The sequence below is a fragment of the Metasolibacillus sp. FSL K6-0083 genome (assembly GCF_038630865.1).
Lineage (GTDB): Bacteria > Bacillota > Bacilli > Bacillales_A > Planococcaceae > Metasolibacillus > Metasolibacillus fluoroglycofenilyticus.
The window spans coordinates 250,385-275,448 of record NZ_CP152046.1 but is presented as its reverse complement, the minus strand read 5'-3'; the positions used below and the strand labels follow the sequence as shown (position 1 = coordinate 275,448).

The following is a 25,064-nucleotide window of genomic DNA, read 5'->3' as shown; positions in this document are numbered from 1 at the left end:
TGGAGCCTCTCAAAATTTTGAGCGTACGCACAAAATTTTGAATGGCGCCAATCACAATGTATAGTAGATTAAGAAATTTTCGCGCTTTCAACTAGCAATTCAACTGTTTTTTGAGTGCGAATATCGTTTTCTAAAACAGACGTGCCACCTAATGCAGCCGTAATTTGGTCAACTGTCATACCAAATTGTGCAGACATTTTTTCTAATTCTGCTTTAATATCTTCCTCAGATACTTCGATTTTTTCAGCAGCTGCGATAGCTTCTAATGTTAATGACACACGTACGCGGCTTTCAGCATCAGCAGTCATCTGCTCGCGTAATGCAGCTTCATTTTGACCTGAGAATTGGTAGTAAAGCTCAAGGTTCATACCTTGCATTTGAAGGCGTTGTTCAAATTCTTGTACCATGCGGTCAACTTCTGAATTAATCATTGCTTGTGGGATATCGATTTCAGCGTTTTCAGCTGCTTTTTCAACTAATTCATCACGCAATGCCGCTTCAGAATCTGCTTCTTTTTGTGCTGCAGTTGTTTCTTTGATTTTTGCGCGTAAAGCTTCAACGCTCTCAACCTCTGAATCTAATTCTTTTGCAAACTCATCGTCTAATTCAGGTAATACTTTTGTTTTTACTTCCTTCACAGTTACTTTGAAAGTAGCTTCCTTACCAGCTAGTTCAGCAGCGTGATATTCCTCTGGGAAAGTAACAACAACATCTTTTTCTTCTCCAGCTTTCACACCTACTAATTGCTCTTCAAAGCCTGGAATGAATGAGCCTGAACCAATTTCTAATGGGTAGTCAGAACCTTTACCACCTTCAAAAGCTTCGTCACCTACAAAGCCTTCAAAATCGATAACTGCTGTGTCACCTTCGACAATTGCTTCGTCTTCTTTAATTTCAAGCTCTGCTTTTTTTGCTAATTCTGCTTCGATTTGAGCTTCTACTTCTTCATCTGTTACTTCTATTGGAAGCTTCGTTACTTCAAGACCTTTGTAGTCTCCTAGTTTCGGCTCTGGTTTAACCGTCACTGTTGCTGTGAATGTGAAGTCTTCACCTTTAGCAAAGTTTTCAGTTCCGTCGATTTCAGGGAAATCAACTGGCTCAATACCAGCTTCATCAATTGCATTAGCATATGCATCTGGAATGATAATTTCTAAAGCATCTTGGTAAAGTGCTTCAACACCAAAGCGTTTTTCAAACATTGGGCGAGGCATTTTCCCTTTACGGAAACCTGGCACGTTAATTTGCTTTACAACTTTTGCGAATGCTTCATCTAATGCTTTGTTTACTTTTTCAGCTGGTACCTCGATTGTTAATAAACCTTGGTTACCTTCTTGTTTTTCCCATTTAACTGACATATATATAACCTCCAAAATTAAATTGCTCTGTTTACAAACATATTTGTTTTATACAGTTTCTACAACCATTTTAGTATATCACAGATGTGTAATGTTTCAACTTTTTTCATACGTTTATAGTAATTCTGAATATGTTTCAAGTTGTTGCAAAAATTCAACAATTTCATCATCCGTCTCTTGTACTTTGCCAAATAACATATGCACATAGTCAACATAGCTCTCCGCCACATCCTCGGAGTCATAATCAAGCCATTCAAAAGGATATGTGACAATCGCATGCTTTGCAAGTAGTTGTTGTACCATCTCTAAAGTCGTTGGATCTTGCTCCAACATCATTCCTATATATGCCGCAACTTTTCGGAACTCAGGCATTTCTGTAGGCAATGCCAACTGAGCTGGATTCACAGTGCGCTGATAATGGAACTTTTTCATAACGATAGGTACATTCACTTGTTGCTCTACTAGCAAAACGAGTGTAAGACTTCGTATAAACGGATGTATTTCTTCGTTCTGAATAATCGTAATAAGCGGCTGAATAATTGGACGAATATTCGTGTCTGTTAGCTGATAAATCGCTTGAAGTTGCTCGGACTCTGAAAGCTGTAAAAAGTGCGCTATCGAAAACTCTTCAAGCGCTTGCTCCTCGGGCTCATCTTGAAGAAACTGATTACTTGCGATTTCTGCATTTAGCTTTTTCAGACGTTGAAATTTATCAATTTGATTTTCTGGAATAGTCCCTTCCTCAAGCAATGTTTCAATCAATTTTTCCACTTGTTTAAATTCACGCAGCTGCATAGAAATCGTTAAATAGAGCTCCATCGCTTCAAAATACATTGTTGGACCAATAGCTAAAAGCTCTTCACACACTTTCTTTGCCTGGTTATACGCACGTATTTCATATAATGAATATGCATAAACACTTAAAGCAATCTCATCGCCCTCTATATAACGCAATGCTTCTGCAAATGCTTCACAAGCTAAATTGTATTGATAGCTTTCCGCATAAGTATGGGCTTGTTCCAATAATCGTTCACCTAGACCGGGAAACAGTATTACATTATTCGCTTGGCGCAATTGTCGCTTCTTTTTTTTCAAACTACTCACTCCCGTTACGGTCAACTTTAGCTTATTTACTTCATCATTTTACATGTGAATAGCGTATCGGACAACAAGAAGCCTTGAAGGGCGTCCGAAAAAAGCGTGCTAACGCACGCTTTTCGAACCCAATTAATGCCTTACCGTTCTTTCTGTTCTTATTTTTTCGATACTGACATCTAACTCTCGAATTGAATCCTCTGTTAGCTGAATTTGCCCATTTTTATTTAGACGCTGCCATGCTTTCAGCTTTTTGCGATAAGCCTGCTCAGACAGGCGAAACACATCCATTTCTTGCTCTATCCCTTTTAAATAAGTACGCTTCACCTCTTTTTTAATTTGCTCTATTATCCCTTTTTTTAATTTTTCCTCTCCCTTTTGCCCGTCTTCTCCACTTGTTGTTACTTCCACTTCAATTGCTATATCGAACCGTAGTTGTCCATCCTCCTCAACAGGTGTAATTTTCTGCTTTACATTGTCTACAATAACTGTGGTGAACTCTTTTTTTTGATTGCTGTCATTTTCCAACGTAATTTGCGCCCGCGATGTATCTTCAGACATCCAGCGCAAGCCTTCTGCATCCCCATCAAATAAAGAGCCTTTTAAATTCGATTTAGTGATGACACTAATCCCTTTTATTTCAAGAACAGGGTCTACTCCTTTTGGAGTCTCCCAACGATTACTGGAAACAATAAAAGGAATATTCACCTCATGACCCGGCTCATCTAGATGAATAAGTAGAGTGCGTAAGCTTACTGGGTCAACAAAGGATTCCTGATAAAAGGTATTCATCGGATCTGCCGTTCTCGAAAAAGTCATTCCTTTGTTTAAAATTGGTGTAACAAGTAGTAGCTCATCTAGCGGCTCGTCGCTCGTGTATACCCACATCGTATAACGTGTCTCTCGGTAACGTACAAATGAATCAATAGCTTGTACTAACTCTTCACTTTCTAAAAGTTCCTTAGAAAAAATAACAAAAGTTAAATGTCCCCATAAAATCCGTTGATCAACGGCGCGATATAAATTTACTGCTGCCTCATCAATTGTTTTTCCCGTCGCACGACCAACCTCTGTCTGTATGGCATTAGTACTTGGTTGGTCTGATCTAGCAATACTTGATAAATCCAATAATTGCGCATAAATTTCGAATTCCCCATCCTTATAATCAACACCTATGCCATGAATATAAAGCATGCGCTCTGGTTCATTATTATCCCAACAGGCGGTTAGAAATAGGCTACATATGATAAAAAAATAAATGCTTTTTTTCATTTCGAGCCACCTTTCGTCTTATCCTTTACATGTAATGATTTAGGACGCATCGCTTTCTTTTGTGGAACCTCGCGAATTAAAGATTTTTTTACCGTTTGCCAGTTCAAATCTGACGCTATGTTTAAATATGGAACACCGAATAGGCGAATACCTGCTAAATAAGCAATTAACGCATATAAACATACAAAAAAGCCAAACAAGCCACATACCGCTGTGACTAAAATAAAGCCAACACGAAGTAAATTTACCGCTGTTACAAGTGATTGATTTACAAGTGTAAATGTAGCAATTGTAGAAATTGCGATTACAACAATCATGGCAGGGCTTGTCACACCCGCACGTATCGCTGCATCGCCAATAATTAAACCGCCAACTACACTAATCGTTCCGCCAAGAACGCTAGGTAAGCGCATTCCTGCCTCGCGGAAGAGCTCAAACATTAACAACATCAATAACATTTCCAGTGATGAGGGTAACGGTAAACCTCGATTGGCTTGTACGACTGTTGCAAGCAATTGAAAAGGTAGCTGCTCTTGATGGAAAGTAGTCAGCGCTAGCCAAAATGCTGGCAATAATAAACCGAATAAAATACCAAATAAACGTAAAAGACGCTCAAATGAACTAAAGATTACCGGATATTCGTTATCCTCACTTGTTTTTAATAACATCAGCAAGTTAATCGGAAATACAACTGCATATGAAGCACCGTCGACTAAAATTAAAAAGCGCCCACTTACAAGTGACTGTACAGCAAAATCACCTCTTGCAGTATTTGTTGTACGTGGTATTAATCCCCCGCTTTTACTAATACGTTCCATTAATAAATCCGCACTTATAATGATGTCTGTATCAATCTCTTGAATTTGCTTGCGAATACTATGCAATATTTGGTCATTCGCAATATCGTTCATATAAAGAAGGGCAACAGTTGTTTTTGAGCGTCTTCCCACAATATATTTTTCAACAGACAGCGAATTTGTCGGCAAACGCTTACGAATAATAGCGATATTCACGCTAATATCCTCAATAAAGTTATCGCGAGGCCCTTTAACGAGTACTTCTAAATTTGTTTCTTCTGGATTTCGATTTGGCTTTTTAGCAATATTGCTGGAGAACAGCAGTTGCTCCTGCTCAAAATAAATAACAACAAAGCCTGTAAAAACAAGTGTTACTACCTCTTCCAATGACTCTACACGCTGCAAATTAGGCACGTATAGCTGATCTTCAATCGATTCGTCCTGCTGCTGACGAACCATTTTTACTCGTGGTATAATGACCTCATTTAATAAATGTGAATCAACCATTGCATCACACGTAATTATACTGACTGTCGATGTGTGGAATTGATATGTTTGAAATTGTACATCTGCCGTTTGATTAAATAATTCGCGTAGCTCCTCATTCGTTATTTTTTGTTGCATATCATTGCTCCACCTTCTTTCTTGCTGTTTTTTTCGTTTTCTTTAAAGAAATTAATATTAGAATAATTCCCCATATAAAGAAAAATATAAAGGTAGTTATCAAAAAGTACTCACCCTTTATTTTCAAAAATGTGCGGTCATTGAACAAAAATAATGGTAAACTGACAGCGCTAAAAGCTGGCACTATAATTTTTAATATACGCTTTCTTTGGCCTTCTAAACGTAGTAAATGAATTGTAATAAATATGATAAAGCCGATGCGCATAAAAGCACCTGTTAGCCATTGGTAGATGGAGAAGAAATCAACGTGCTCAACAAAACGCCCAATAGAGGCAAGTCGCCACTCCTCATACGCAGGATAATATTGATTTTTAGCTTCCGTAGGTCCAAACTCTGCAATAGCCCCAACAAGTGGTCCAAGCGTTAAACCAAGTAAAATCAGCCAAATAATTGAAAAATGATGCCATTTCATGCGATTTTTTAGTTGATTTTGAATAAGCAAAATAAAAAAGATTTCAACAAAGCCTGACGCAGGGTATAATCCCGCATATAAAACTTGTGATACCCCGTGCTCCAAAAAGGGAAGTAGTAGCTCATAATCTTTTATTTTTATGTTAACGAATGCGACAAAAAAGCCTAAAAATATAACACCTGTCAGCACAATTACATTCACAATTACAATTCCTTGTACCCCCGTCGTTGCTAAAAAAACACACAACGCAATATAGATGACAGTTAATAGTAAATCAGGTGTTTCAGGTAAAAAGGTTACCTTCACCCACTGCATTGTTTCACGTAATGTAAATGCAGCTATTATCAATAAAAACACAACAAATGTATAGGTAATTACTCTTTCCCATACTTTCCCTACTTTTTCAACTAACCAATCTCGAAAGGGCATACCACCAATTTGTTTGTGTAAATAAATAATCATCAACAGCCATGGGAGTAAGACAGTCACAGACCAAAAGACAGACATCCATGCATCCCGTCCTGCCCTGTTAATTAATGGTGGAAGAATTGTTACATGATTTTTCAATCCAATAACTGTCATCATTAAGAGTATGATATGCAATACGCTAATTTTTTTTCGATTCATATTTCATCACTCATTTTATTTAAATTTCACAATAAGTGAGCTTACTTTTCTTCATACCACTTTATTGCTATACATAGCTTTTCCATTGTTTCCATGTTTCATAAGTTAAAATTGCAAATTATCTATTATGGTGAGCATCTTATTTTATAAGAAGTATTTCTGAATTTAATTTTGATAAAATAAAGGAGAATTGTATGCGAGTCAGTCAAAAGAAGAACGAGTGCATTTAAACAGGCGAAATAAAAAAAGGCGTCTAAAATGTGATTTTGAGACGACCCTTTGCTATGAGGATAGTGACAATTAATTGTGACTACTGCAGGAGAAAATCTTTTATGTGTCAAAGGCGAAACGGTAGATATACCAAATTTTAGTCAATATTAATTAATAAAAGTTAAGGAATATCTTTTTAGATAGCCTAGTTTATTAATTATTCACTTTTTCAATAGGGCAGCGTATTTATTTAAAACTTATTGTGCTAAATAAGCAATAATTTCTTTATTCGTCATTTTCATAGATTTTGGTATATCGTCACGATTTGATAGCAGACCAAAATAATGAGTAGTTTCAACATTTTGATAAAGATTATATTGAATATTTATATTTTCATTTGTAAGTTTGTGAATCAATTCTTCATAGAATTCACTTTCTTCCATCATATCTACTGCACATAAATGGAAAATTCCCTTTAATTCATTTTCAAAGATGAAACGCATTTGACGGGCTAATTGTATATCTAATAAAAAATTACATTGTAAATTACTATAAGCCTGTATCGGCATAGCTGATTCAATTTTCGATTTCACATCATTAAAGCGGGGCGAATTCTTTCCCCAAATCCCAGGAATTCTAATTATATTGGCACGATTTCCAAGTGATTCTACTAACATCTTCTCACATCTTATTTTATATTGACCGTAATCTGATTTTGAAATAGGTTCATCATTTTCATTATGATGTTTTGATAAATCGCCATCGAAAACATTTGTAGTCGAGAAATAATAAAGTAAACTTTTTGTACTTGTTAATTCTTTAGCGAGAAGACTATGGAAATTAAATTGCTCTTCAAATTCGCCCCTTAAACTGGAAACAATAATATCTGGCTTAGTTAATTGAAGTATTTCACGTATCACTTCCCCATCCTGCACATTTAATTGAAATTGCTTGTCAAATGCAAGCTCCGTCGCTGTTGAAAAATAAGTACCATATACATCGAAATCATTTAAACATTCCTTCGCTATCGCTTTTCCAACTAAACCACTTGCCCCGAGGATTAATATTTTCTTCAAGATACAGCCCCCTTTTTAAAATACAGCAGTAATAAACGTCACACTTTTTCTTTAATCAAGTAATTGATACTTTGTGTAAATAGTCGTTAATAAGGTAAAGGCTTCTTCAAAATAAGGTTGAATAATGCTTAGCTGTACTAAATCTCTAGCTTGCAAATAACTACTTTCATCATGCAAGTAAATACCGTTCAGCTTTAAATCATGGCCAAAACGGCGCAATTCATACGGCAATGCAAATGTTGCAATCATCGGATAAGCATTTGTTTTATACGCATATTTTTTATAGCATAGCCACCCTTCTAGCATTTTCATGCGCTGTGTCAACAGCTCATAGCGTTCAGGATAGTAGCGCAATGCAGCTAACGAGCTATGAAGAAGTGCTGCCGGCAATGTAAACGGTATTTGCCAATTGGCATAGTATGCTAAATTGATATAGAGCGGTGCCTGACTAGGCTGCGGTTGATGATTCGAAAAAACAAAGGATAATCCACTAAGTGCTCCAATTGCCTTACCGCTAACAGCCGTTGCCAAATAAAATGGCGCAAGCGAGAATGGGAATGCACCAAATGAGCTAATACAATCAGCGCAGACGACCACATCATAGCGTGCAGCAATCTTAGCTAGCTGGTCACCATTACACATCCCAGTCGACGTTTCGCCATGTGCATAGAGCAGCCATTTATACTCCCCTTGCGCAAGCCTTTCTTCAATGCGTGCTAAATCAAATGGCTCATGCCAAGCGAAGGTTAGCACATCAAACAGCATTTCCTGTTGCTTTGCCTGTTTTGCTAAACGCTCACCAAACTCACCATTTGTTATAATGAATCCTTTACTCTCTGAAAAATCAGACTTTAATTGTGCTAGCATTACTTCATTCGCCAATGTCCCTGTGCCAACAAATGGCGTTACATACTGTGTATGTGCCAATGCTAATAAACGCTGCTGCAGCTCTTGAAACAGCAATTGAAAGGCAAAGGAACGATGCGATAAATCCGTATAGGAAAGCGGCTCTTGCTGGTATACGGGACCCGGATAAAAAGTCAAAGCATGTCGCCTTAAACGCTGACGTAAAGATGCGCTATTTTCTCTCGTTAATACCATTGGTAAAAATAACGCTTCATTTGTTCCCACAGCCTCAGCAAATTGGTGAAAGCCCATTTGTTTATATAGTTTCTCTTCCCTAGTTGTACCGGATATGACACAAGCTGTATATCGACGCTCAAATAAATAATTTGCTAATGCCTGCGCAAGACGAAAAAACACGCGCCCATTACGAAACTGCGTTTTGATTGCTAACAGTCGGACTTCACATAACTTATCGCAAATTTCATCTGGTAAATATTGTTCTACATCGCCTATTTTACTATCTAACGAGAAGGGGCGTTTATCACGCAGTGCTAGCATACCAATTAACTGTTGCTCTTTATAGACGACAAGATATGTATTATCTGCATGAAATTTATCTACTAGGCGACGTGTTGCATTCGGTTCGTGCTGCGGGATTTCCTCCACGAATGTTGCATAATTTAATGCTGCTATTTGGTCAAATTCTTTTTCAGTTGTCGCTATTTTACACCAGTACATACTAAATCAGCCTTTCTTTTATGTTTTGTCGATGCTGCCATAAAACAATTATAATACTGCAAATAAGCGTTGCAGGTAACACTCCTGTAAAAATAACAATCATACTATATAAAATCAACGCAATACAGAAGCCAAATGTTGCGCTTTTTAAAAAATAAGCCGACGCTATAAAACTAAAAACGAATATAGGAAAATAGGAAAAATTTAGTGCAACAAGAGCACCGACAATCGTAGCAACTCCCTTTCCTCCTTTAAAACGAAGCCAAAAGGGATAGAGATGCCCAAGCAATGTACAAAACACTGCCCATGTAATGACCGTTTCTTCAAATTGAGCATAACGTCCAATTAATACAACAATGACACCTTTTAAACCATCGCCTACTGCTGTCACGACAAAAGCCTTTTTGCCAAAAACCCTTCCTGCATTACGTGCACCTAAATTTCCGCTGGACTGTCGCTGCAACGAATAGCCATACCATTTCCCTACAAACCACGCAGTCATTATTGCACCTAATAAATAGCTGCCTAATAAATAATAAACAATCATCATCGACTTTTCACTACTTTGGATAATTGCACTCTACTTCTGTCAATATTGCCCATTTCCCTCACATGCTCCGCCCCATTTCTCTCTTTAATCAATTACGTCTTGGCTAACTCTAGTTTGGTTTCAGCTTTAGGCCCATCCGATTATCGTTACGCACCTTAGACTGTGTTCCTCTGTGACAATCCCCCCTCCGATCATTTCGTTACTTGCAGAGGTCTTTTATACCTATCGCTTTGCTTTCAATACAAAATCCTGCGGTTACTCGTCGCAAAAAACATGTGCTCCTGCGGTTACTCGTCGCAAAAAACATTGCTGAAAGAAGTTAAACCTCCTTCCCTTAAACGATGGAATTTTCTTATATTTTACATTAATTCATTACCATGTGGAATCAGACTACTTCTATTTTTTCTACTTCACAATAGGCATAACTATAGAACTGTGTCATCCTTTCTCATATGTTAAATATGACTTACTATTTCAGCGAAAAAGGAGGACTCAAAATGGTTAATAGATTTGGGGGCAATCCCCCTAATAGAGGTGGCTACTGGGACAACATGGTTGGCGGTGCATTTGGAGGCAATCAGATGGCAGGAAGAGATGCGCAATTTTTACCAACACAAGTAGGACCAACACAATTCAGTCAACCAATCGTTTCACCAACGCGTCAATTTGTACAAACAAATGTGACAAATACAGTTGTACCGCATGTTCACCCTTCCCACTTAACAGTTGTAAATCGCCAAATGATTAATAATCAACACTACTTCCCACATACACAATCCGTCATGAATGAATGCTTTGAAACGACAACAATGTGTGGTCAGCCATTTAATCCATGCAATCATAGACGTGGCAGACGTTAATAAATAAAAAACGAGAATTGTGTGGGTGCCAGGCACTCACACAATTCTCACACAATTAAGTTCCGCAAAATGTTCTGTAGGTGCAGCTTGTAGCAGGGGGTAATGCTGCATACTTTTCTTGCTCAGTGGTATAAGCAAAAGGCTGTGTCAATACTTCTAACAATTGCTGCAAAGGTAGCAAATTCCCTTCGTTAGCAGCGTCTAATGCCTCTTCCACACGGTGATTGCGCGGGATTATAGCTGGATTATGCTGTCGCATTGTAAGCTGGACAAGCTCAGCTGATTGCGGTTGTCGCTGTAACCGCTCTTGCCATTTATTTTGCCACTGTTTGAATGTCTCAAGTTGGAACAGCGCATTGTTTTCAAATTGTCCTAAAGTTAAAATGCGAAAAGTATTTGTATAATCAGCTTCATTCACTTCCATCCATTGCAGTAGCTCGTCAATTAACGCAAGGTCTTGTGTTTCCTCTGTTATAAGCCCAAGCTTTAAGCGCATTCCCGCTAACCAGTTCGCTTCATACAATTGAGGAAAGCGTTGAAGTGTCTGCTCAGCAATTTTAATTGCTTGTGCCGAATCAGGGTCCATTAACAATAGCAAGGATTCCGCAAATCGAGCTAAATTCCAAAGTGCCATATTCGGTTGGTTTTGATATGCATAACGACCATTTGCATCAATGGAGCTAAACACTGTTGAAGGTTTATATTGGTCCATAAACGCACACGGTCCATAATCAATCGTCTCACCGCTAATTGTCATATTATCCGTGTTCATCACGCCATGGATAAAGCCTACTAATTGCCATTTTGCAATCAATTCAGCCTGTTTTTCAATAACAGCTTCAAGCAATTTCGAATATCGCTGCTCCTCATTTTGTAGCTCAGGGTAATGGCGCTGTATAGCATAATCTGCTAAAGCCTGGAACTCCTCCTTCGTGCCCCATCTTGCCGCATATTGAAATGTACCTACGCGCAAATGGCTGCTGGCAACGCGTGTTAGTATAGCTCCTTGCAACGCCTGCTCTCGCATAATCATTTCACCCGTCGTAACAACCGCTAAGCTGCGCGTTGTCGGAATGCCGAGCGCATGCATTGCCTCACTAATAATATATTCACGCAACATCGGCCCTAGCGCCGCACGCCCATCTCCACCGCGCGAAAAAGGCGTGCGCCCAGCACCCTTTAATTGAATATCAACGCGCTCATTGTCTGGTGTTATATGCTCTCCTAAAAGTATAGCTCGTCCATCACCAAGCATATTAAAATGACCAAACTGATGACCCGCATACGCTTGTGCTAAAGGCAAGCTGCCAACAGGCTCCTTATTTCCAGCGAACTCTAGAATTGCTTCTTCACTTTGCAATGACAGTCCATTTAAACCAAGCTTTGAGGCAAGTTGCTCATTGAGAATGACAAGCTTTGGCTTCTGAACAGGATTCAACGCCATCGATGCAAAAAAAGTATGGGGTAGCTGTGCATAGCTGTTATCAAAACACCAGCCACTATTCATAAAATGCCTCCTATCTTATTGTAATAATGCTAAATCGTAAATTGTATAATCACAACGATAAATGAATAAATAACGATCATCAATCAATAAGCCTGTTGCCTTATCAATTTCCGTTGCAAAATAGCTTACATCCTCCCCAACAAATGTTGCAAGTGGTTGCCCTGCTTGTGAACGAATTAATACAATCTTATCCTTCCCTATCGTTGAATTTTTCATATCATTCACCATGCGATTAATAAACGGTACAGAACGATCAAAATTATCAATATCTACAGTTTGTGCATATTCCTCAAAAATATTTGTTAAACCGTCCTCATAAGCTATTAAGCTACTTCCAACATGCAGCATTTGCTTGCCACCAATCGTAATATCAAGCACTGACGATTTTTCAACCGTATTACCTTCAGTATCCTTCATCGCAAATTTCTCATCCGCCTTGATACTAACACTTTTCCCCTTGATTTGATCAATAATTTGACTGCTTTCATCATATGTCTGAATCGTAATTTCTCTTCCTATAAATTGCTCCTTTATATTGCCAAAACCCCATTGTAAAAGGTTACAACCCGCTAATGTAAGTATTGAAACACCTAATACGAATACTAAAATAAATTTTTTCATATGTATAACTCTCCCTTGCTTTCTTTACTATTTTTACGGTTCATCTTGTAAATAGTTTCATTTTAAAAACCCCTAAACCGAGAAACAGGGCTTAGGGGAGTACAAAATTATTTAACTGGAATCCAAATTTCAGATACTAAATCTTCTTTAAATGGGTCTTCATCAGAATACACTTCTAGTTCCGCTGTTCCAGCAGGCTCATATGGATTCGAAGGAAACCATTCAGAATAAATTTTCTTCCAAGCATTTTGCATCGCCTCAGGCATTGGACCAACTACTTCAAACACAACCCATTTTGCTGCTGGAATTTCTAATGTCGCTAAATGCTTCGGTGTCTTGCCGTTAGCAGCAGTAGCAATCCAATAATCAATCATATTACCTGCATCTTTTTGTGGTAAGCAAACACCTAGCACACCTTTAATTTCGCCATTGTTCAGTCTAAATAACTCCGTGTCAGTGCCGTTTTCATTTACTTCATTCCAAAATACCGGAATTCCTTGCAAATTCTCGCCATTTGAACAATTATATGTTCTTTTAATTCCTACAACTTGAAACGCTTCTTTTTCAATAATTTTGTACTTCATCGGTTCTGCTCCTTTCAAACTCACCTGGATAACGAGGCGGTTATATGCTTGTAGTACGCATTGTTTTTTTCTTGCATCACTCGGCGTCACACCGTGTAACTTGCGGAACGCCTTTGTAAATGCTTCAGGAGAATCATAGCCATATTTGTAGGCAAGGTCGATTATTTTTTGTTCTGTCATCAACACTTCCTGTGCTGCCAACGTTAATCTGCGCTTTCTTATATAATCAGCAATTGTCATATCTGTTAATAACGAGAATGTTCGTTGAAAATGATAAACTGAACAATTAGCTTCACGTGCGATTTGCTCTATCGTTATATTTTCTAACAAATGCTCCTCCATATAATGAATCGCCTTTTGAATCGACTCTATCCAACTCATTACGCCCTCACTCCTTGCTTAAAGCATACATCTACCTGTGCTGCCTCGTCCTGTCATTTTATGCCCACAGTGGACAGGTTTGAAAGTTGAAAAATCCTCTTGGTGCGGATTTTCCGTTCTTAACGATGGTTTATTTTTGAGACTTTCCATTAAATACGTTTTAATTCCTTGCATCTTATCAAATGGACCCTCTGATTTATTTAACTAAATATTCAATTTGCATATACCAATACTACACCTTAGAACTCAACCTTCGTTAAATCTCCTTTATAATGTGTAGTTATTATGTATGCATACTCCTGTCCATTATAAGGGTGCTTTATTCCATAGATGTACATATTTCAATATAATGTCCGTCTGGGTCTGCAACGTAAGCAACAGTTTGCCCCCATGGCTTTACTACTGGCTCCTTCACCACTTTTACCCCCTGTGTACGAAGCGTTTCAATTGTTGCCTGTACATCCTCCACCACAAAACCAATTTCAAATGTTTGCGAGGCTGTCAATGCTTCTGGCACTTCCAGTCCTATTTCCTCATTAACTGACTGACGTGTATTAAACGATAACGTTGTTTGTCCCGTATCAAATTCAACATACGTTCCTTGTTGCATTTTGACAGACAACCCTAAAATATTTTGATAAAAATGCATTGTTTTCTCTAAATCATTTACATACAGAATGATATACTTCATTGCTAATTTCATTTTTTCCCCACCCCTTAAAAATTTCAACTATTATTATAACATTCTGAAAGTATCGTTTCCATCTCACTTGAGAAATAGCAAATTGGAATGAGCTGTTATTTTTGGTATTGACTAATATTTTTTAAACACTAATAATTAGACAGAGAAATAGAAGGAGCTATGATAGTTCATGTTAAAAAAAGTAAGCTATTTTATCCTATTTTTTATATTGCTATTTGCAATCAATTTAAGCGAAGGAGAAGCAAGCGAAGTCAATTATATTACGATAAAAGAGGACGATGTACCTGTTTTTAACAATATAACGAGCAGGGCGTCTGTCGGCTTTTTGAAAATACATCAAACTTATAAAGTAAATAGCGAAGAGAAAAACTATTGGAAAATAAACTTCGGAAATGGAGTCGGCTATGTAGCTAAAAATCATGCAACAGCGACTTCAAAAAAGGAAAAAGTATCAAAGGAATATAAATCGAAGAAAATTATTATTATAAATGAAAACACGACTGTTTATGAAAAAGCCTCACCTAAAGCGAAGTCAATTGCTGTCATTGCAAAAAATCAACGCTATCCAATCGTCTCGAATCATTATTTTAATTGGTATAAAGTGAAAATCGGTGGAAAAATCGGTTATATTCATAAAGAAAATACAGAAAAGGATAAGGGCATCCCCGTCCTCATGTACCATCATTTACTGCCTGATGCCCTAAACAAAAAGTTTCGTGATATATCTGCAGTAACTTCTGTTGAAAATTTTGAAGCACAAATGAAATGGCTATCCGACAACGGCTATCAAACCATTTTATTACAGGATTTAGAGCAATTTTTAAATAAAGAAATAAATTTACCTGGGAAAGTCGTAGCGATTACATTTGATGATGGATTAAAATCCAATTATCTATATGGGCACCCTATTTTAAAGAAGTATAATTTCCAAGCTACTGAGTTTTTAATTACAAGCAGAATTCATCTTGACAAAACACCAGACTTCACCCCTGATGCCATTCAAACTTTAAGCATAACCGAAGTCGAGGCAATGAAGGACATATTCGACCTTCAAAGTCACACACATAATTTACATGCGGCGGAAAACGGAAAAAGCCATGTCCTGCTCAAAAGCTATGAAGAAGTAAAAAATGATTTCCAAATGAATATCGATATGATTGATTCACAATATATGGCCTACCCATTCGGTCAGCACAAAAGGCAAACAATTAAAATTTTGAAAGAACTCGATATGAAAATGGCCTTTACAATCAAAAAAGGAAAGGTCAAAATCGGTGATAACCCTTATAAATTAAAACGGCTAGCTGTCAATTACGACCATACACTAGAGGAATTCATTGAATTAGTGGAAAACTAGCCTACTAACGAAAAACTGCGTGAAAACCTCCAAATTTGAGGGCTTCACGCAGTTTTTCGTTGACAGTGCAAATTATATTAATCAAAATAAAAAGCCGCATTACTGCGACCGATTTCGACTTACTATATATTCATTTTTTAAAATTAAAGGCGCAGATTCCTTTGGAATCTTTTGCGCCCTAAAAAATGATGGCTAACCAACCATCATTTTTATTATTGCCAATAAGAATAAATTTATTCAAAAAAGATGGTTGTCATGTATAGAGGTTAATGCACTAACAACATACTGCTGCCAGCATAATCGGCATTGTGCTTAATGCTCAGTTAATGCAAAGTATTAACAATCATAAATTAAAATACCTCCCATATTTTTAGCATATAATCAAATATCAATAAAAAAGGAGGTGTAGCTATATGTTTAAACTTGGTAATTTTTTGATTGTATCAGGCATATTACTTATACTTTTATCTGCAATAGGAAGTTTCTTAAGTTTTTTACCTGAAATAATAAATGGTTACTATTTATCAAGTGCTGGTGCAACTTTCACTGTTGCAGGAATAACCATTAATAAAAGATATCCACTTAATAGAAGGTAATCAGATAGAAAACAGCTAATTAATTACCTAGCTGAAACCCAAGTGCTGTCAACATTTCTATACCTCAATTACTGCACATTTTTGTACATATTAGATTCAGCCAACAATAAAATTCATATCGTCACCCTTCTTTCCTTAAACACATAGGATACATTTAAGGCAATTTATCACTATGAAAGTAAAGGGGATATTGATAAGAATGGTTAAAAATAATCCACAACAACCTTCAGATATAACAGATATTCAGATAGCTAGACTTGCATATATCGGCGCTTCAATTGCAACATTGGGCGACGCCCTTTCTGCTGTTGCAGCAGGTTTAGCATTAAATGCTTTAGAAAAATCAAGTAACCAAAATCCTCAAAATCAAAATAGTGACCAATCTAAAGAAGTAGAGGACTTACAAAAACAGATAGACTATTTAATAAATGAATTAAAACAAGTAAAAAAAATGATGCGATATTGACCAATTAATTGGTCAATTTTGTTATTTTCTGACCTGTCATACCGCGGATTTTGATTCAAGAATAAATACTTAATAATTTCTCATACTAACTTTAATAACCGAGTGAGGATGTGATTGATTTGGTAAAAACAAAGTTCGCAGCTCTTGAACCTGAGCAACTTAATGAAATAAAACATCTGGAAGAAAAATTAGAAGTAACATTAATTGCTTATGACCTCTATGAAACTGAAGGGCAAACACAGCAAGGAAATGATTTCGGCGTCATTAACCCATCGTAAAGCTTGCCTTTTAGTAATGTTTGAGTTCTTTGGATTCAAACATTTTTTCTTTTTAAAGCAATTTTCATTGTGCTTGGTCAAACCCCACATAAACAATTACATTTGGTATATAAGTTCTCATACTCTGCTCGTAGTTCAGCGACATTATACAATCTCTCACCTGCCTTTAAACTTGTTAAATGAACCGTGCATTAAAATTAATTAATGAAGCAATGAAATATTAGCAGTAACCGAAGTTGAGTTACCCTTGGCTAAAGGAATAGAATTCAATATAAAAGGGCGTTCTTTCGCAGACTATTTCGAGGAATGGGTAAAAACGTAAAATCTCAATATGGTTGATAGTGTGAATCGTGTACTAGCATATTACCTATGCAAAAGCTAAATACGCACATAAGGGCATGTGTAAGGGACACAAAATAATAATTGATAAACAATAGTTTAAAAATTAATTCTGGCACAGCCTGTAACACCACACGATTTACTATTTTATCATCCGAACAGTGCAGGGCTGCATAGAACGAATAAAGTGCTCACAGGCATTTTAAATAGGCTAGAAAGATGCATGGCTTACGATATACACATGCGAGTGTACTACTTTATAAAGGAGCAAATATTCACTCTGTATCAAAACGGCTCGGACACGCTGATATTCAAACAACATTAAATCATTATTCTCACGTATTAAAAGAAATGGAACAACGTGACGAATTAATCGCGGTGAATGTCTATGTACAATAAGCTTTTAAGGTTGTTTACCTTGTATACATTTTGTATACCTAAATTCAAAACTCTACCGTTTTCTATCGTATTCCAAGAAAAGTAAAAGACGTTAGAAACATTGATATATCAATATTTCTAACGTCTTTATTCTCACACTCTCACATGTGATCTTTGCTAAAAAACGTCCCCAGTAGGATTCGAACCTACGACCGCGAGCTTAGAAGGCCCGTGCTCTATCCAGCTGAGCTATGGAGACAATTGCTTTAATAACATACATAACTGGTATTAAAGACAATATTTATTATATGAATAAAGCATCATAAAGTCAATATAATTTTTAAAATTATTGCTGTTCAAATTGTACTGTTTCGAATAATTCACCTTGGCGGGTAAAACATTCTATGATGTACTTTGTGTGTTCCTTTCTCAGAACGACATAGCTTTGCTCGCGGCGCCCTCTCGGCATTAATAAGCTGCCCGGGTTGATGTAGAGAATGCCATCAATCATCTCGGCACCAAGCAAATGGGAATGTCCGAAGCAACAAATCGTCGCACCAAGCTCTTTCGCACGATATGTTAAGTTTAATAATGACGATTTGACTTGGAATAGATGACCATGTGTGACGAAAATTTTTACATCCCCATGTGATACTACTTGCTCATCAGGAAAGCGAGTGTCCGTATGGTCACAATTGCCACGCACCCGAATCATCCCTGCCAAATGAGGGTGCTCATATGAAAGTTCGCTATCTCCACAGTGGATTAGTACATCAATATCTTCATGTTGGTTGCGTACATGACGAATTACCTCTGCATCCCCATGCGTGTCGCTCATTACTAGTATTTTCATATTTATTGCCCCCTCTTTATTGCAATAAAGTGCTTCTTCAGCTCGTGAGGTTTGTGTATATTCCCCTCGGATTATTAATATAAGATTAAATTAACGTTGGAAGTGCGTCTGCTAATTTGCGAATGGCGTTGCCACGATGTGAAATGGCGCCTTTTTCCTCTGGTGAAAGCTCTGCCATTGAGCGCTGTAAATGAGGCACGTAAAAAATTGGGTCATAGCCGAATCCGTTTGTACCGCGCTTCTCTTGTAAAATATAGCCCTCGCATGTGCCAAATACTGTATATGTTTCTAATTTAGGCCCTGCAACTGCCAATGCGCAGTAAAAACGTGCTGTCCGTTGTTCCTCAGGCACACCTTGAAGCTTTTCTAACACTTTAACAATATTCGCCTCATCATCGTGATCTCCTGCATAACGCGCTGAATAGACGCCTGGTTCTCCGTTTAATACATCAATTGCTAAACCGCTGTCATCTGCGATTACAAGCATTTGAAGTGACTCAGCTAAAGCCTCCGCCTTTAATATTGCATTTTCTTCAAATGTTGTGCCAGTTTCTTCGATTTCCATGTGTGGCGCAACATCAAACATTGTGACTACCTCATAGCCGAGCGGTGTAAATAACGCTTCAAAATCTTTTGCTTTGCCTTTATTTTTTGTTGCAATTACTACTTGCTTTGTCATCGTTATTGCGCTTCCTTTCTGTTATCAATCAATGTAGCGATAGGACCGAGTGCTTGCTTTTGCTGTAGGATAAGCTCCTTAATACCCATCTCACCTAATGCTAATAATTCATTCAATTCAGCACGGGAGAATGTTGCTTCCTCACCTGTACCTTGCACTTCCACGAAGCGTCCTGCACCTGTCATAACGATATTCATATCGACCATTGCGGCGACGTCCTCGACATAGTTTAAGTCTACTACAGCGCCAATCTCCTCAACAATTCCAACACTTGTTGCAGCTAAATAATCGATGATTGGGAACGTTTCAAACGGTTTTTCTTCTGCAAATTTGGCAATCGCTTGTGCCATCGCCACAAAAGCACCTGTGATGGATGCTGTACGTGTGCCGCCATCCGCCTGAATTACATCACAATCAATCCATATTGTTTTTTCACCTAATGCTTGTAAATCGACGACAGCACGCAATGCACGCCCAATTAGGCGCTGTATTTCCATTGTGCGACCATTTACCTTACCACGCGCTGATTCACGCTGTGTACGCTGCGCTGTGGCTCTGGGCAGCATTGAATATTCTGCTGTAATCCAGCCCTTCCCCTGCCCTCTTAAAAAGCCCGGTACTTTGTCTTCTATTGTCGCTGTACAAATGACTTTTGTATTCCCTACAGTAATTAGTACAGAGCCTTCTGGATGTATTAAATAATTTGTATCAATATGGACTTGGCGTAGCTCATCTACCGCCCTTTCATCATATCTAATCATGAAAATCCTCCTTTTCTTACGCGCACTAATCTTACCATATATTATGTAGTCAAAAAAAGTAGTAAGTGGTACGAAATATTATACTAACATGAAAAAGAAAAAGCCGCAGGAAAGAAACCGTCTAAAATGATTTTTTAGACAATTACTTCCTAACAGCTTAACTTATTAAAATGTAATGCGCTCGATTGATAAGTTTTCCTTCTCTAGCCAGCGTTCAGCTATCGAGCGGAAAATAGGCACAGACCCTGACGCAAAAAAAACATGCCGTGGCGTCATTTCATTTGTGCGCAATTGATGATGATAAGATAAAGTTTCCCACACATGACAAGCAGTTTCTTCCGCTGAAGAAACAACATGTATGCCCGCTCCTATAGCGGCTTCAATTTGCTTTTGAATGATAGGGTAATGTGTACAGCCTAAAATGACTGTGTCAAAGCTTGAGTCTTTAATTGGCTTCAGACCATCCGCCACTAAATTAAAAGAAAATTGGCCTTCATATTCCCCACTTTCCACAAGTGGAACAAATGTCGGGCAAGCGAGCGGAAGCACCTTCACCTTTGTTGATAGCGAGTATAGTGCTTTTTCATATGCAGCGCTTTTTATTGTACCTTCTGTAGCGAGTACAACAACCTCATTACGCTTTGTTTTTTTGATTGCAGCACGTGCACCTGCGTTGATTACGCCGATAACAGGTATCGACATTTTTCTTTGCAAGCTCTCCAAAGATACCGCCGACGCTGTATTACAAGCAACAACAAGCATTTTAATGTTCATTTTTTCTAAAGCTTTCGCCATTTGCCACGTAAATTGGCGTACTTCTTGCTCTGTCCGTGGTCCATATGGGCATCTAGCAGTATCACCAATATAGTATATGATTTCATTCGGAAGCAGTTTCATGATAGCTTTAGCTACCGTTAATCCACCGACACCCGAATCAATTACACCTATAGGGGCATCCATATAAACCGCCTCAATCCTATTTCATTTGTACATGTAATTTCTTTAAAAGTCGTACTAAATCAGTTGCTTCTTCGACATCAAAATCATCCATAATATTTCGTAAATAGTGTCGTCGTTGCTCGATTACTTCTTGAATGATACGCTCTCCCTCAGGCAGTAAATGAATGCGTACAACACGTCGATCCTGTTCATCACGAACACGCTGTACAAGTTTTGTTTTTTCCATTCTATCCACTAAATCTGTCGTCGTACTAAAAGCTAAATACATTTTGGTTGATAAGTCACCAATTGTCATATCGCCTGCTTCTTGCAACCATTGTAGCGCTACAAATTGCGGAGGTGTTATTGTATAGTTACTTAAAATTTCACGACCTTTTTGTTTAACTAAGTGTGAAATAAATCGCAGTTCTTTTTCTATGGTAGCTATAGAATCAGCACTATGTTTTTCGTTATTTTGCATTTTCTAAGATCACTCCTAACAACAATTCATAGCTCTATTTTGAGGTTTTTTTTAAAAAATAGCAAGCTTACGTTCCATTTAACTTTAATTCTTGTAGTCGTAATAATTCGATTAATGCTTGAGTTCTACTTGAAACACCTAATTTTTGTATTGTATTGGAAATATGATTGCGAACAGTTTTTTCGCTAATGCCAAGTTTTTCCGAAATTTCCTTTGTTGAGTAGTCTTCGATTAGTAATTGGAATATTTCACGCTCTCGTTTCGTTAATAACAAGCGCGATTGTGAGTTCCCCATATTATACACCCTCCTATCCTGTTCTTTGTAAAATATGTGAATAGGAGCATTACGGTGAGGGCGATTTCACTACTTCGCAAGCATTAGTTGTTTTGTCTGCTCTGACCAGCCTTGCGCTTTCCCTGTTTCACGATTTATTTGCACAATTGTGCCTCGTCCCGTAAAAACAGGGAAATTTTTTTCATTTTTTGCAAGATAGTGAATATCAACAGAGCTAGAGCCGATTTTTGCTGCTTTTACGAAAATTTGCAAGCGTTCATCAAAAAACACTTGTTGCAAAAAATCGCATTGCAAATCTGCAACGACAGGAATAGTTTCACTGTTTGGTGATGTCCAATCCGTCATTAAACCAAGCGATTTTAAAAATTCGATACGTGCCATTTCAAAATAAGTAAACGGTACTGTATTATTTAGGTGCCCGTACATATCGGTTTCACTAAAACGTACTTTCACCTCAATCGAGAATTGAAATTCTGCCATCCACTGTTCTGTATTTTCAATATATGCTGCGCGCATAAAAAATCCCCCTTAACCCTTATAATGAATACTCATTCATTATAACATATAGAGATTGGAGAATTCACGTATTGACTTAGCCTACGTTTATAGAATTGATTGGCGATTCAGTTAGAAACAGCGTCAGCTTCGCATCTATTGACTTCAGTTACTACTAAAATTCACCAGTGGAACTTCATAGTGAAAATAAGTATCGCTTCTAATTTTTTGCAACGAAAAAAGCCATCTGAAAGCATATATACTTTCAGATGGCTTTTAATTAGTCTACCATATGGTCAGAACCGAAGAAGTTTCTGAACATTTGAACAGTCGCAGCACGGTTAAGAGCAGCGATTGAAGTTGTTAAAGGAATACCTTTTGGACATGCAGCTACACAGTTTTGTGAGTTACCGCAGTTAGCTAAACCACCGTCGCCCATAATTGCAGCTAAACGTTCGTCTTTATTCATCGCACCTGTTGGGTGTGTGTTGAATAAACGAACTTGTGATAATGGAGCTGGTCCGATAAACGAAGCTTTTTCAGATACGTTCGGACATGCTTCCATACATACACCACATGTCATACATTTAGATAATTCGTAAGCCCATTGACGTTTGCGCTCTGGCATACGTGGACCTTCACCTAAATCATAAGTACCATCAATTGGCACCCATGCTTTTACCTTTTTCAAGGCGTTGAACATACGACTACGGTCTACTTGCAAGTCGCGAACAACTGGGAAAGTTTTCATTGGCTCTAAACGAATTGGTTGTGCTAATTTATCTACTAATGCCGAGCAAGATTGCTGTGGACGACCGTTAATCACCATCGAACATGCACCACAAACTTCCTCTAAACAGTTCATATCCCAAGTAACAGGCGTTGTTTGTTTACCATCAGCCGTTACAGGATATTTTTGAATATGCATCAGAGCAGAGATAACGTTCATACCGGGACGGTAAGGCACGTTAAATTTTTCTTCACGTGTTGGACCATTTTCCGTATCTTGACGAACAATAATCAGTTCAACCGTTTTACCAGTGTTTACTGCTTCCATCATTAATTATCCCCTTTCGAAGAATAGTCACGTTTACGTGGCGGAATTAATGAAACATCAACTTCTTGGTAAGTAATAATAGGCTCACCCGTTGCTGAATCAAATTTCGCCATTGTTGTTTTCAAGAAGTTTTCATCGTCACGGTTCGGGAAATCAGGTTTATAGTGTGCACCACGAGATTCATTACGCAGTAACGCACCTTTTGTCATAACTTTTGCAAGGTAAAGCATATTCTTTAACTGACGAGTAAAGTGAGCACCTTGGTTTGACCACTTTTGCGTGTCATAAATATTGATATTTTCCCAACGCTCTTGAAGTTCAGTTAATTTCTCGTAAGTTTTCTCTAGGCGGTCGTTATGACGTACCACTGTCATGTTATCAGTCATCCACTCGCCAAGCTCTTTATGCAATAAGTAGGCATTTTCTGTGCCATCCATTTTCAGGATTGCTTCCCACTTCTCAGTCTCTTCTTTCACATGTGCTTCAAAAATAGTTTCCGGTAAATCCTCTGCATGCTTCTTAAGACCTTTTACATAGTCAACAGCATTTGGTCCTGCAACCATACCACCGTAAATAGCTGATAATAATGAGTTTGCTCCTAAACGGTTTGCACCATGTTGTGAGAAATCACACTCACCAGCAGCAAATAATCCAGGAATTTCTGTCATTTGATTGTAGTCAACCCATAAACCACCCATTGAGTAGTGAACTGCTGGGAAGATTTTCATTGGTAATTTGCGTGGGTCATCCCCAACGAATTTTTCATAAATTTCAATGATACCACCAAGTTTTACATCAAGCTCATGTGGATCTTTATGAGAAAGGTCTAAATACACCATGTTTTCGCCGTTAATACCAAGTTTTTGGTTTACGCAAACATCAAAAATTTCACGTGTTGCAATATCACGTGGTACTAGGTTACCGTATGCTGGATATTTTTCTTCTAAGAAATACCAAGGCTTACCATCTTTATAAGTCCAAACTCGTCCACCTTCACCACGTGCTGATTCAGACATTAGGCGGTTCTTATCATCGCCAGGAATTGCCGTTGGGTGGATTTGAATGAATTCACCATTTGCATAAGATGCACCTTGTTGATATACGATAGAAGCAGCAGAGCCTGTGTTAATTACAGAGTTTGTTGTTTTACCGAAGATAATACCAGGACCACCAGTTGCCATAATGACAGCATCACCACGGAATGCGCGGATTTCTTCTTTTACTAAATCTTGTGCTACGATACCGCGGCATACACCATCATCATCAAGTACAGCACCAAGGAATTCCCAATGTTCATATTTTGTTACCAAACCAGCAACTTCGTGTGCACGAACCTGCTCGTCTAGTGCATATAATAATTGTTGACCAGTCGTTGCACCAGCGAACGCTGTGCGGTGCATTAATGTACCTCCGAAACGACGGAAATCAAGTAAACCTTCTGGCGTACGGTTGAACATTACACCCATACGGTCCATTAAGTGAATAATACCAGGTGCTGCGTCACACATAGCTTTTACTGGTGGTTGGTTTGCTAAGAAGTCGCCACCATATACTGTATCGTCAAAGTGAATCCAAGGAGAGTCCCCTTCACCTTTTGTATTTACTGCACCATTAATTCCGCCCTGCGCACAAACAGAGTGTGAGCGTTTAACTGGAACTAATGAGAATAATTCAACTTCAGTGCCTGCTTCAGCAGCCTTAATCGTTGCCATCAAGCCAGCTAAACCGCCACCAACAACGATGATTTTGCTTTTTGCCATGATTTCTTCTCA

At 38.0% G+C, this 25,064-nt stretch carries 28 protein-coding genes and 1 tRNA gene; 6 read left to right on the top strand and 23 right to left on the bottom strand.

Features of this window, described 5'->3' with window-relative positions:
- Positions 1–68: 68 nt before the first annotated feature.
- The 8 genes from tig to MHB51_RS01210 all read right to left on the bottom strand — a co-directional run bounded on the left by tig (position 69) and on the right by MHB51_RS01210 (position 9,662).
- Positions 69–1,355, bottom strand: coding sequence for a trigger factor (gene tig, locus MHB51_RS01245; RefSeq protein WP_066162351.1), 1,287 nt, complete (start codon positions 1,353–1,355; stop codon positions 69–71).
- Positions 1,356–1,469: 114 nt separating this feature from the next.
- Complete coding sequence (locus MHB51_RS01240; protein ID WP_342558814.1) at positions 1,470–2,450, bottom strand: hypothetical protein; 981 nt, start codon at positions 2,448–2,450, stop codon at positions 1,470–1,472.
- 132 nt (positions 2,451–2,582) lie between these two features.
- Positions 2,583–3,722, bottom strand: a complete 1,140-nt coding sequence (locus MHB51_RS01235; protein WP_342558813.1) for a Ger(x)C family spore germination protein — start codon at positions 3,720–3,722, stop codon at positions 2,583–2,585.
- Complete coding sequence (locus tag MHB51_RS01230) at positions 3,719–5,143, bottom strand: spore germination protein (protein WP_342558812.1); 1,425 nt, start codon at positions 5,141–5,143, stop codon at positions 3,719–3,721. The genes MHB51_RS01235 and MHB51_RS01230 overlap by 4 nt, the downstream gene beginning before the upstream one ends.
- A 1-nt stretch (position 5,144) precedes the next feature.
- Positions 5,145–6,242, bottom strand: coding sequence for an endospore germination permease (locus MHB51_RS01225; RefSeq protein WP_066162340.1), 1,098 nt, complete (start codon positions 6,240–6,242; stop codon positions 5,145–5,147).
- 467 nt (positions 6,243–6,709) lie between these two features.
- The gene (locus MHB51_RS01220) at positions 6,710–7,528 is read right to left on the bottom strand and encodes a sugar nucleotide-binding protein (protein ID WP_342558811.1); all 819 of its coding nucleotides are present in this window, start codon (positions 7,526–7,528) and stop codon (positions 6,710–6,712) included.
- 51 nt (positions 7,529–7,579) lie between these two features.
- Positions 7,580–9,112 carry an aminotransferase class V-fold PLP-dependent enzyme gene (locus MHB51_RS01215; protein ID WP_342558810.1) on the bottom strand — a complete coding sequence of 511 codons (1,533 nt, stop codon included), beginning with the start codon at positions 9,110–9,112 and terminating at the stop codon, positions 7,580–7,582.
- 1 nt (position 9,113) lies between these two features.
- Positions 9,114–9,662, bottom strand: a complete 549-nt coding sequence (locus MHB51_RS01210; RefSeq protein WP_342558809.1) for a glycerol-3-phosphate acyltransferase — start codon at positions 9,660–9,662, stop codon at positions 9,114–9,116.
- 497 nt (positions 9,663–10,159) lie between these two features.
- On the opposite strand from MHB51_RS01210, the gene MHB51_RS01205 reads away from it, so the two are divergent.
- Positions 10,160–10,522 (top strand): CotD family spore coat protein, encoded by a 363-nt coding sequence (locus MHB51_RS01205; protein ID WP_342472247.1) that lies wholly within the window; start codon positions 10,160–10,162, stop codon positions 10,520–10,522.
- 55 nt (positions 10,523–10,577) lie between these two features.
- Here MHB51_RS01205 and MHB51_RS01200 read toward each other — a convergent pair whose 3' ends face one another.
- From MHB51_RS01200 to MHB51_RS01180, 5 genes are all read right to left on the bottom strand, one after another.
- Positions 10,578–12,029 carry a YdiU family protein gene (locus MHB51_RS01200; RefSeq protein ID WP_342558808.1) on the bottom strand — a complete coding sequence of 484 codons (1,452 nt, stop codon included), beginning with the start codon at positions 12,027–12,029 and terminating at the stop codon, positions 10,578–10,580.
- A gap of 15 nt (positions 12,030–12,044) precedes the next feature.
- The gene (locus tag MHB51_RS01195; protein WP_342558807.1) at positions 12,045–12,650 is read right to left on the bottom strand and encodes a DUF5052 family protein; all 606 of its coding nucleotides are present in this window, start codon (positions 12,648–12,650) and stop codon (positions 12,045–12,047) included.
- Positions 12,651–12,757: 107 nt separating this feature from the next.
- Positions 12,758–13,615 carry an AraC family transcriptional regulator gene (locus MHB51_RS01190; protein WP_342558806.1) on the bottom strand — a complete coding sequence of 286 codons (858 nt, stop codon included), beginning with the start codon at positions 13,613–13,615 and terminating at the stop codon, positions 12,758–12,760.
- A gap of 18 nt (positions 13,616–13,633) precedes the next feature.
- Positions 13,634–13,789 carry a hypothetical protein gene (locus MHB51_RS01185; protein WP_342558805.1) on the bottom strand — a complete coding sequence of 52 codons (156 nt, stop codon included), beginning with the start codon at positions 13,787–13,789 and terminating at the stop codon, positions 13,634–13,636.
- Positions 13,790–13,934: 145 nt separating this feature from the next.
- Positions 13,935–14,318, bottom strand: a complete 384-nt coding sequence (locus tag MHB51_RS01180; RefSeq protein WP_107942918.1) for a VOC family protein — start codon at positions 14,316–14,318, stop codon at positions 13,935–13,937.
- A gap of 169 nt (positions 14,319–14,487) precedes the next feature.
- On the opposite strand from MHB51_RS01180, the gene MHB51_RS01175 reads away from it, so the two are divergent.
- The 5 genes from MHB51_RS01175 (at position 14,488) to MHB51_RS01155 (ending at position 17,753) form a co-directional block, all read left to right on the top strand.
- Entirely contained in the window at positions 14,488–15,675 is a 1,188-nt protein-coding gene (locus tag MHB51_RS01175) for a polysaccharide deacetylase family protein (protein ID WP_342558804.1), read from the top strand.
- Between the two features lie 413 nt (positions 15,676–16,088).
- Positions 16,089–16,271, top strand: a complete 183-nt coding sequence (locus MHB51_RS01170) for a hypothetical protein (protein ID WP_066162314.1) — start codon at positions 16,089–16,091, stop codon at positions 16,269–16,271.
- A gap of 199 nt (positions 16,272–16,470) precedes the next feature.
- Positions 16,471–16,737, top strand: coding sequence for a translation initiation factor 2 (locus tag MHB51_RS01165; protein ID WP_342558803.1), 267 nt, complete (start codon positions 16,471–16,473; stop codon positions 16,735–16,737).
- Between the two features lie 110 nt (positions 16,738–16,847).
- Positions 16,848–17,015, top strand: coding sequence for a uroporphyrinogen-III decarboxylase (locus MHB51_RS01160; RefSeq protein WP_342558802.1), 168 nt, complete (start codon positions 16,848–16,850; stop codon positions 17,013–17,015).
- Positions 17,016–17,573: 558 nt separating this feature from the next.
- Entirely contained in the window at positions 17,574–17,753 is a 180-nt protein-coding gene (locus MHB51_RS01155) for a tyrosine-type recombinase/integrase (protein ID WP_201261904.1), read from the top strand.
- A 164-nt stretch (positions 17,754–17,917) separates the two neighbouring features.
- Here MHB51_RS01155 and MHB51_RS01150 read toward each other — a convergent pair.
- The 10 genes from MHB51_RS01150 to sdhA all read right to left on the bottom strand — a co-directional run bounded on the left by MHB51_RS01150 (position 17,918) and on the right by sdhA (position 25,052).
- Positions 17,918–17,991 (bottom strand) — tRNA-Arg (locus MHB51_RS01150).
- A gap of 87 nt (positions 17,992–18,078) precedes the next feature.
- Entirely contained in the window at positions 18,079–18,585 is a 507-nt protein-coding gene (locus MHB51_RS01145) for a metallophosphoesterase (RefSeq protein ID WP_342558801.1), read from the bottom strand.
- 85 nt (positions 18,586–18,670) lie between these two features.
- Positions 18,671–19,264, bottom strand: coding sequence for an XTP/dITP diphosphatase (locus tag MHB51_RS01140; protein WP_342558800.1), 594 nt, complete (start codon positions 19,262–19,264; stop codon positions 18,671–18,673).
- 2 nt (positions 19,265–19,266) lie between these two features.
- Positions 19,267–20,025: a ribonuclease PH gene (gene rph / locus MHB51_RS01135; protein WP_066162302.1), complete on the bottom strand. Its 759-nt coding sequence runs from the start codon at positions 20,023–20,025 to the stop codon at positions 19,267–19,269.
- Between the two features lie 165 nt (positions 20,026–20,190).
- Positions 20,191–20,985, bottom strand: a complete 795-nt coding sequence (gene racE / locus MHB51_RS01130; protein ID WP_107942923.1) for a glutamate racemase — start codon at positions 20,983–20,985, stop codon at positions 20,191–20,193.
- A 16-nt stretch (positions 20,986–21,001) separates the two neighbouring features.
- Complete coding sequence (locus MHB51_RS01125; RefSeq protein ID WP_066162296.1) at positions 21,002–21,445, bottom strand: MarR family transcriptional regulator; 444 nt, start codon at positions 21,443–21,445, stop codon at positions 21,002–21,004.
- 67 nt (positions 21,446–21,512) lie between these two features.
- Entirely contained in the window at positions 21,513–21,740 is a 228-nt protein-coding gene (locus MHB51_RS01120) for a LuxR C-terminal-related transcriptional regulator (protein WP_042474889.1), read from the bottom strand.
- 69 nt (positions 21,741–21,809) lie between these two features.
- Positions 21,810–22,256: a thioesterase family protein gene (locus MHB51_RS01115; protein ID WP_066162293.1), complete on the bottom strand. Its 447-nt coding sequence runs from the start codon at positions 22,254–22,256 to the stop codon at positions 21,810–21,812.
- Positions 22,257–22,515: 259 nt separating this feature from the next.
- Positions 22,516–23,295: a succinate dehydrogenase iron-sulfur subunit gene (gene sdhB, locus MHB51_RS01110; protein WP_201261905.1), complete on the bottom strand. Its 780-nt coding sequence runs from the start codon at positions 23,293–23,295 to the stop codon at positions 22,516–22,518.
- A complete protein-coding gene (gene sdhA, locus MHB51_RS01105) occupies positions 23,295–25,052 on the bottom strand; it encodes a succinate dehydrogenase flavoprotein subunit (protein WP_066162290.1) in 1,758 nt (585 codons plus the stop codon). Before sdhA ends, sdhB begins: the two co-directional genes overlap by 1 nt.
- Positions 25,053–25,064: the final 12 nt, after the last annotated feature.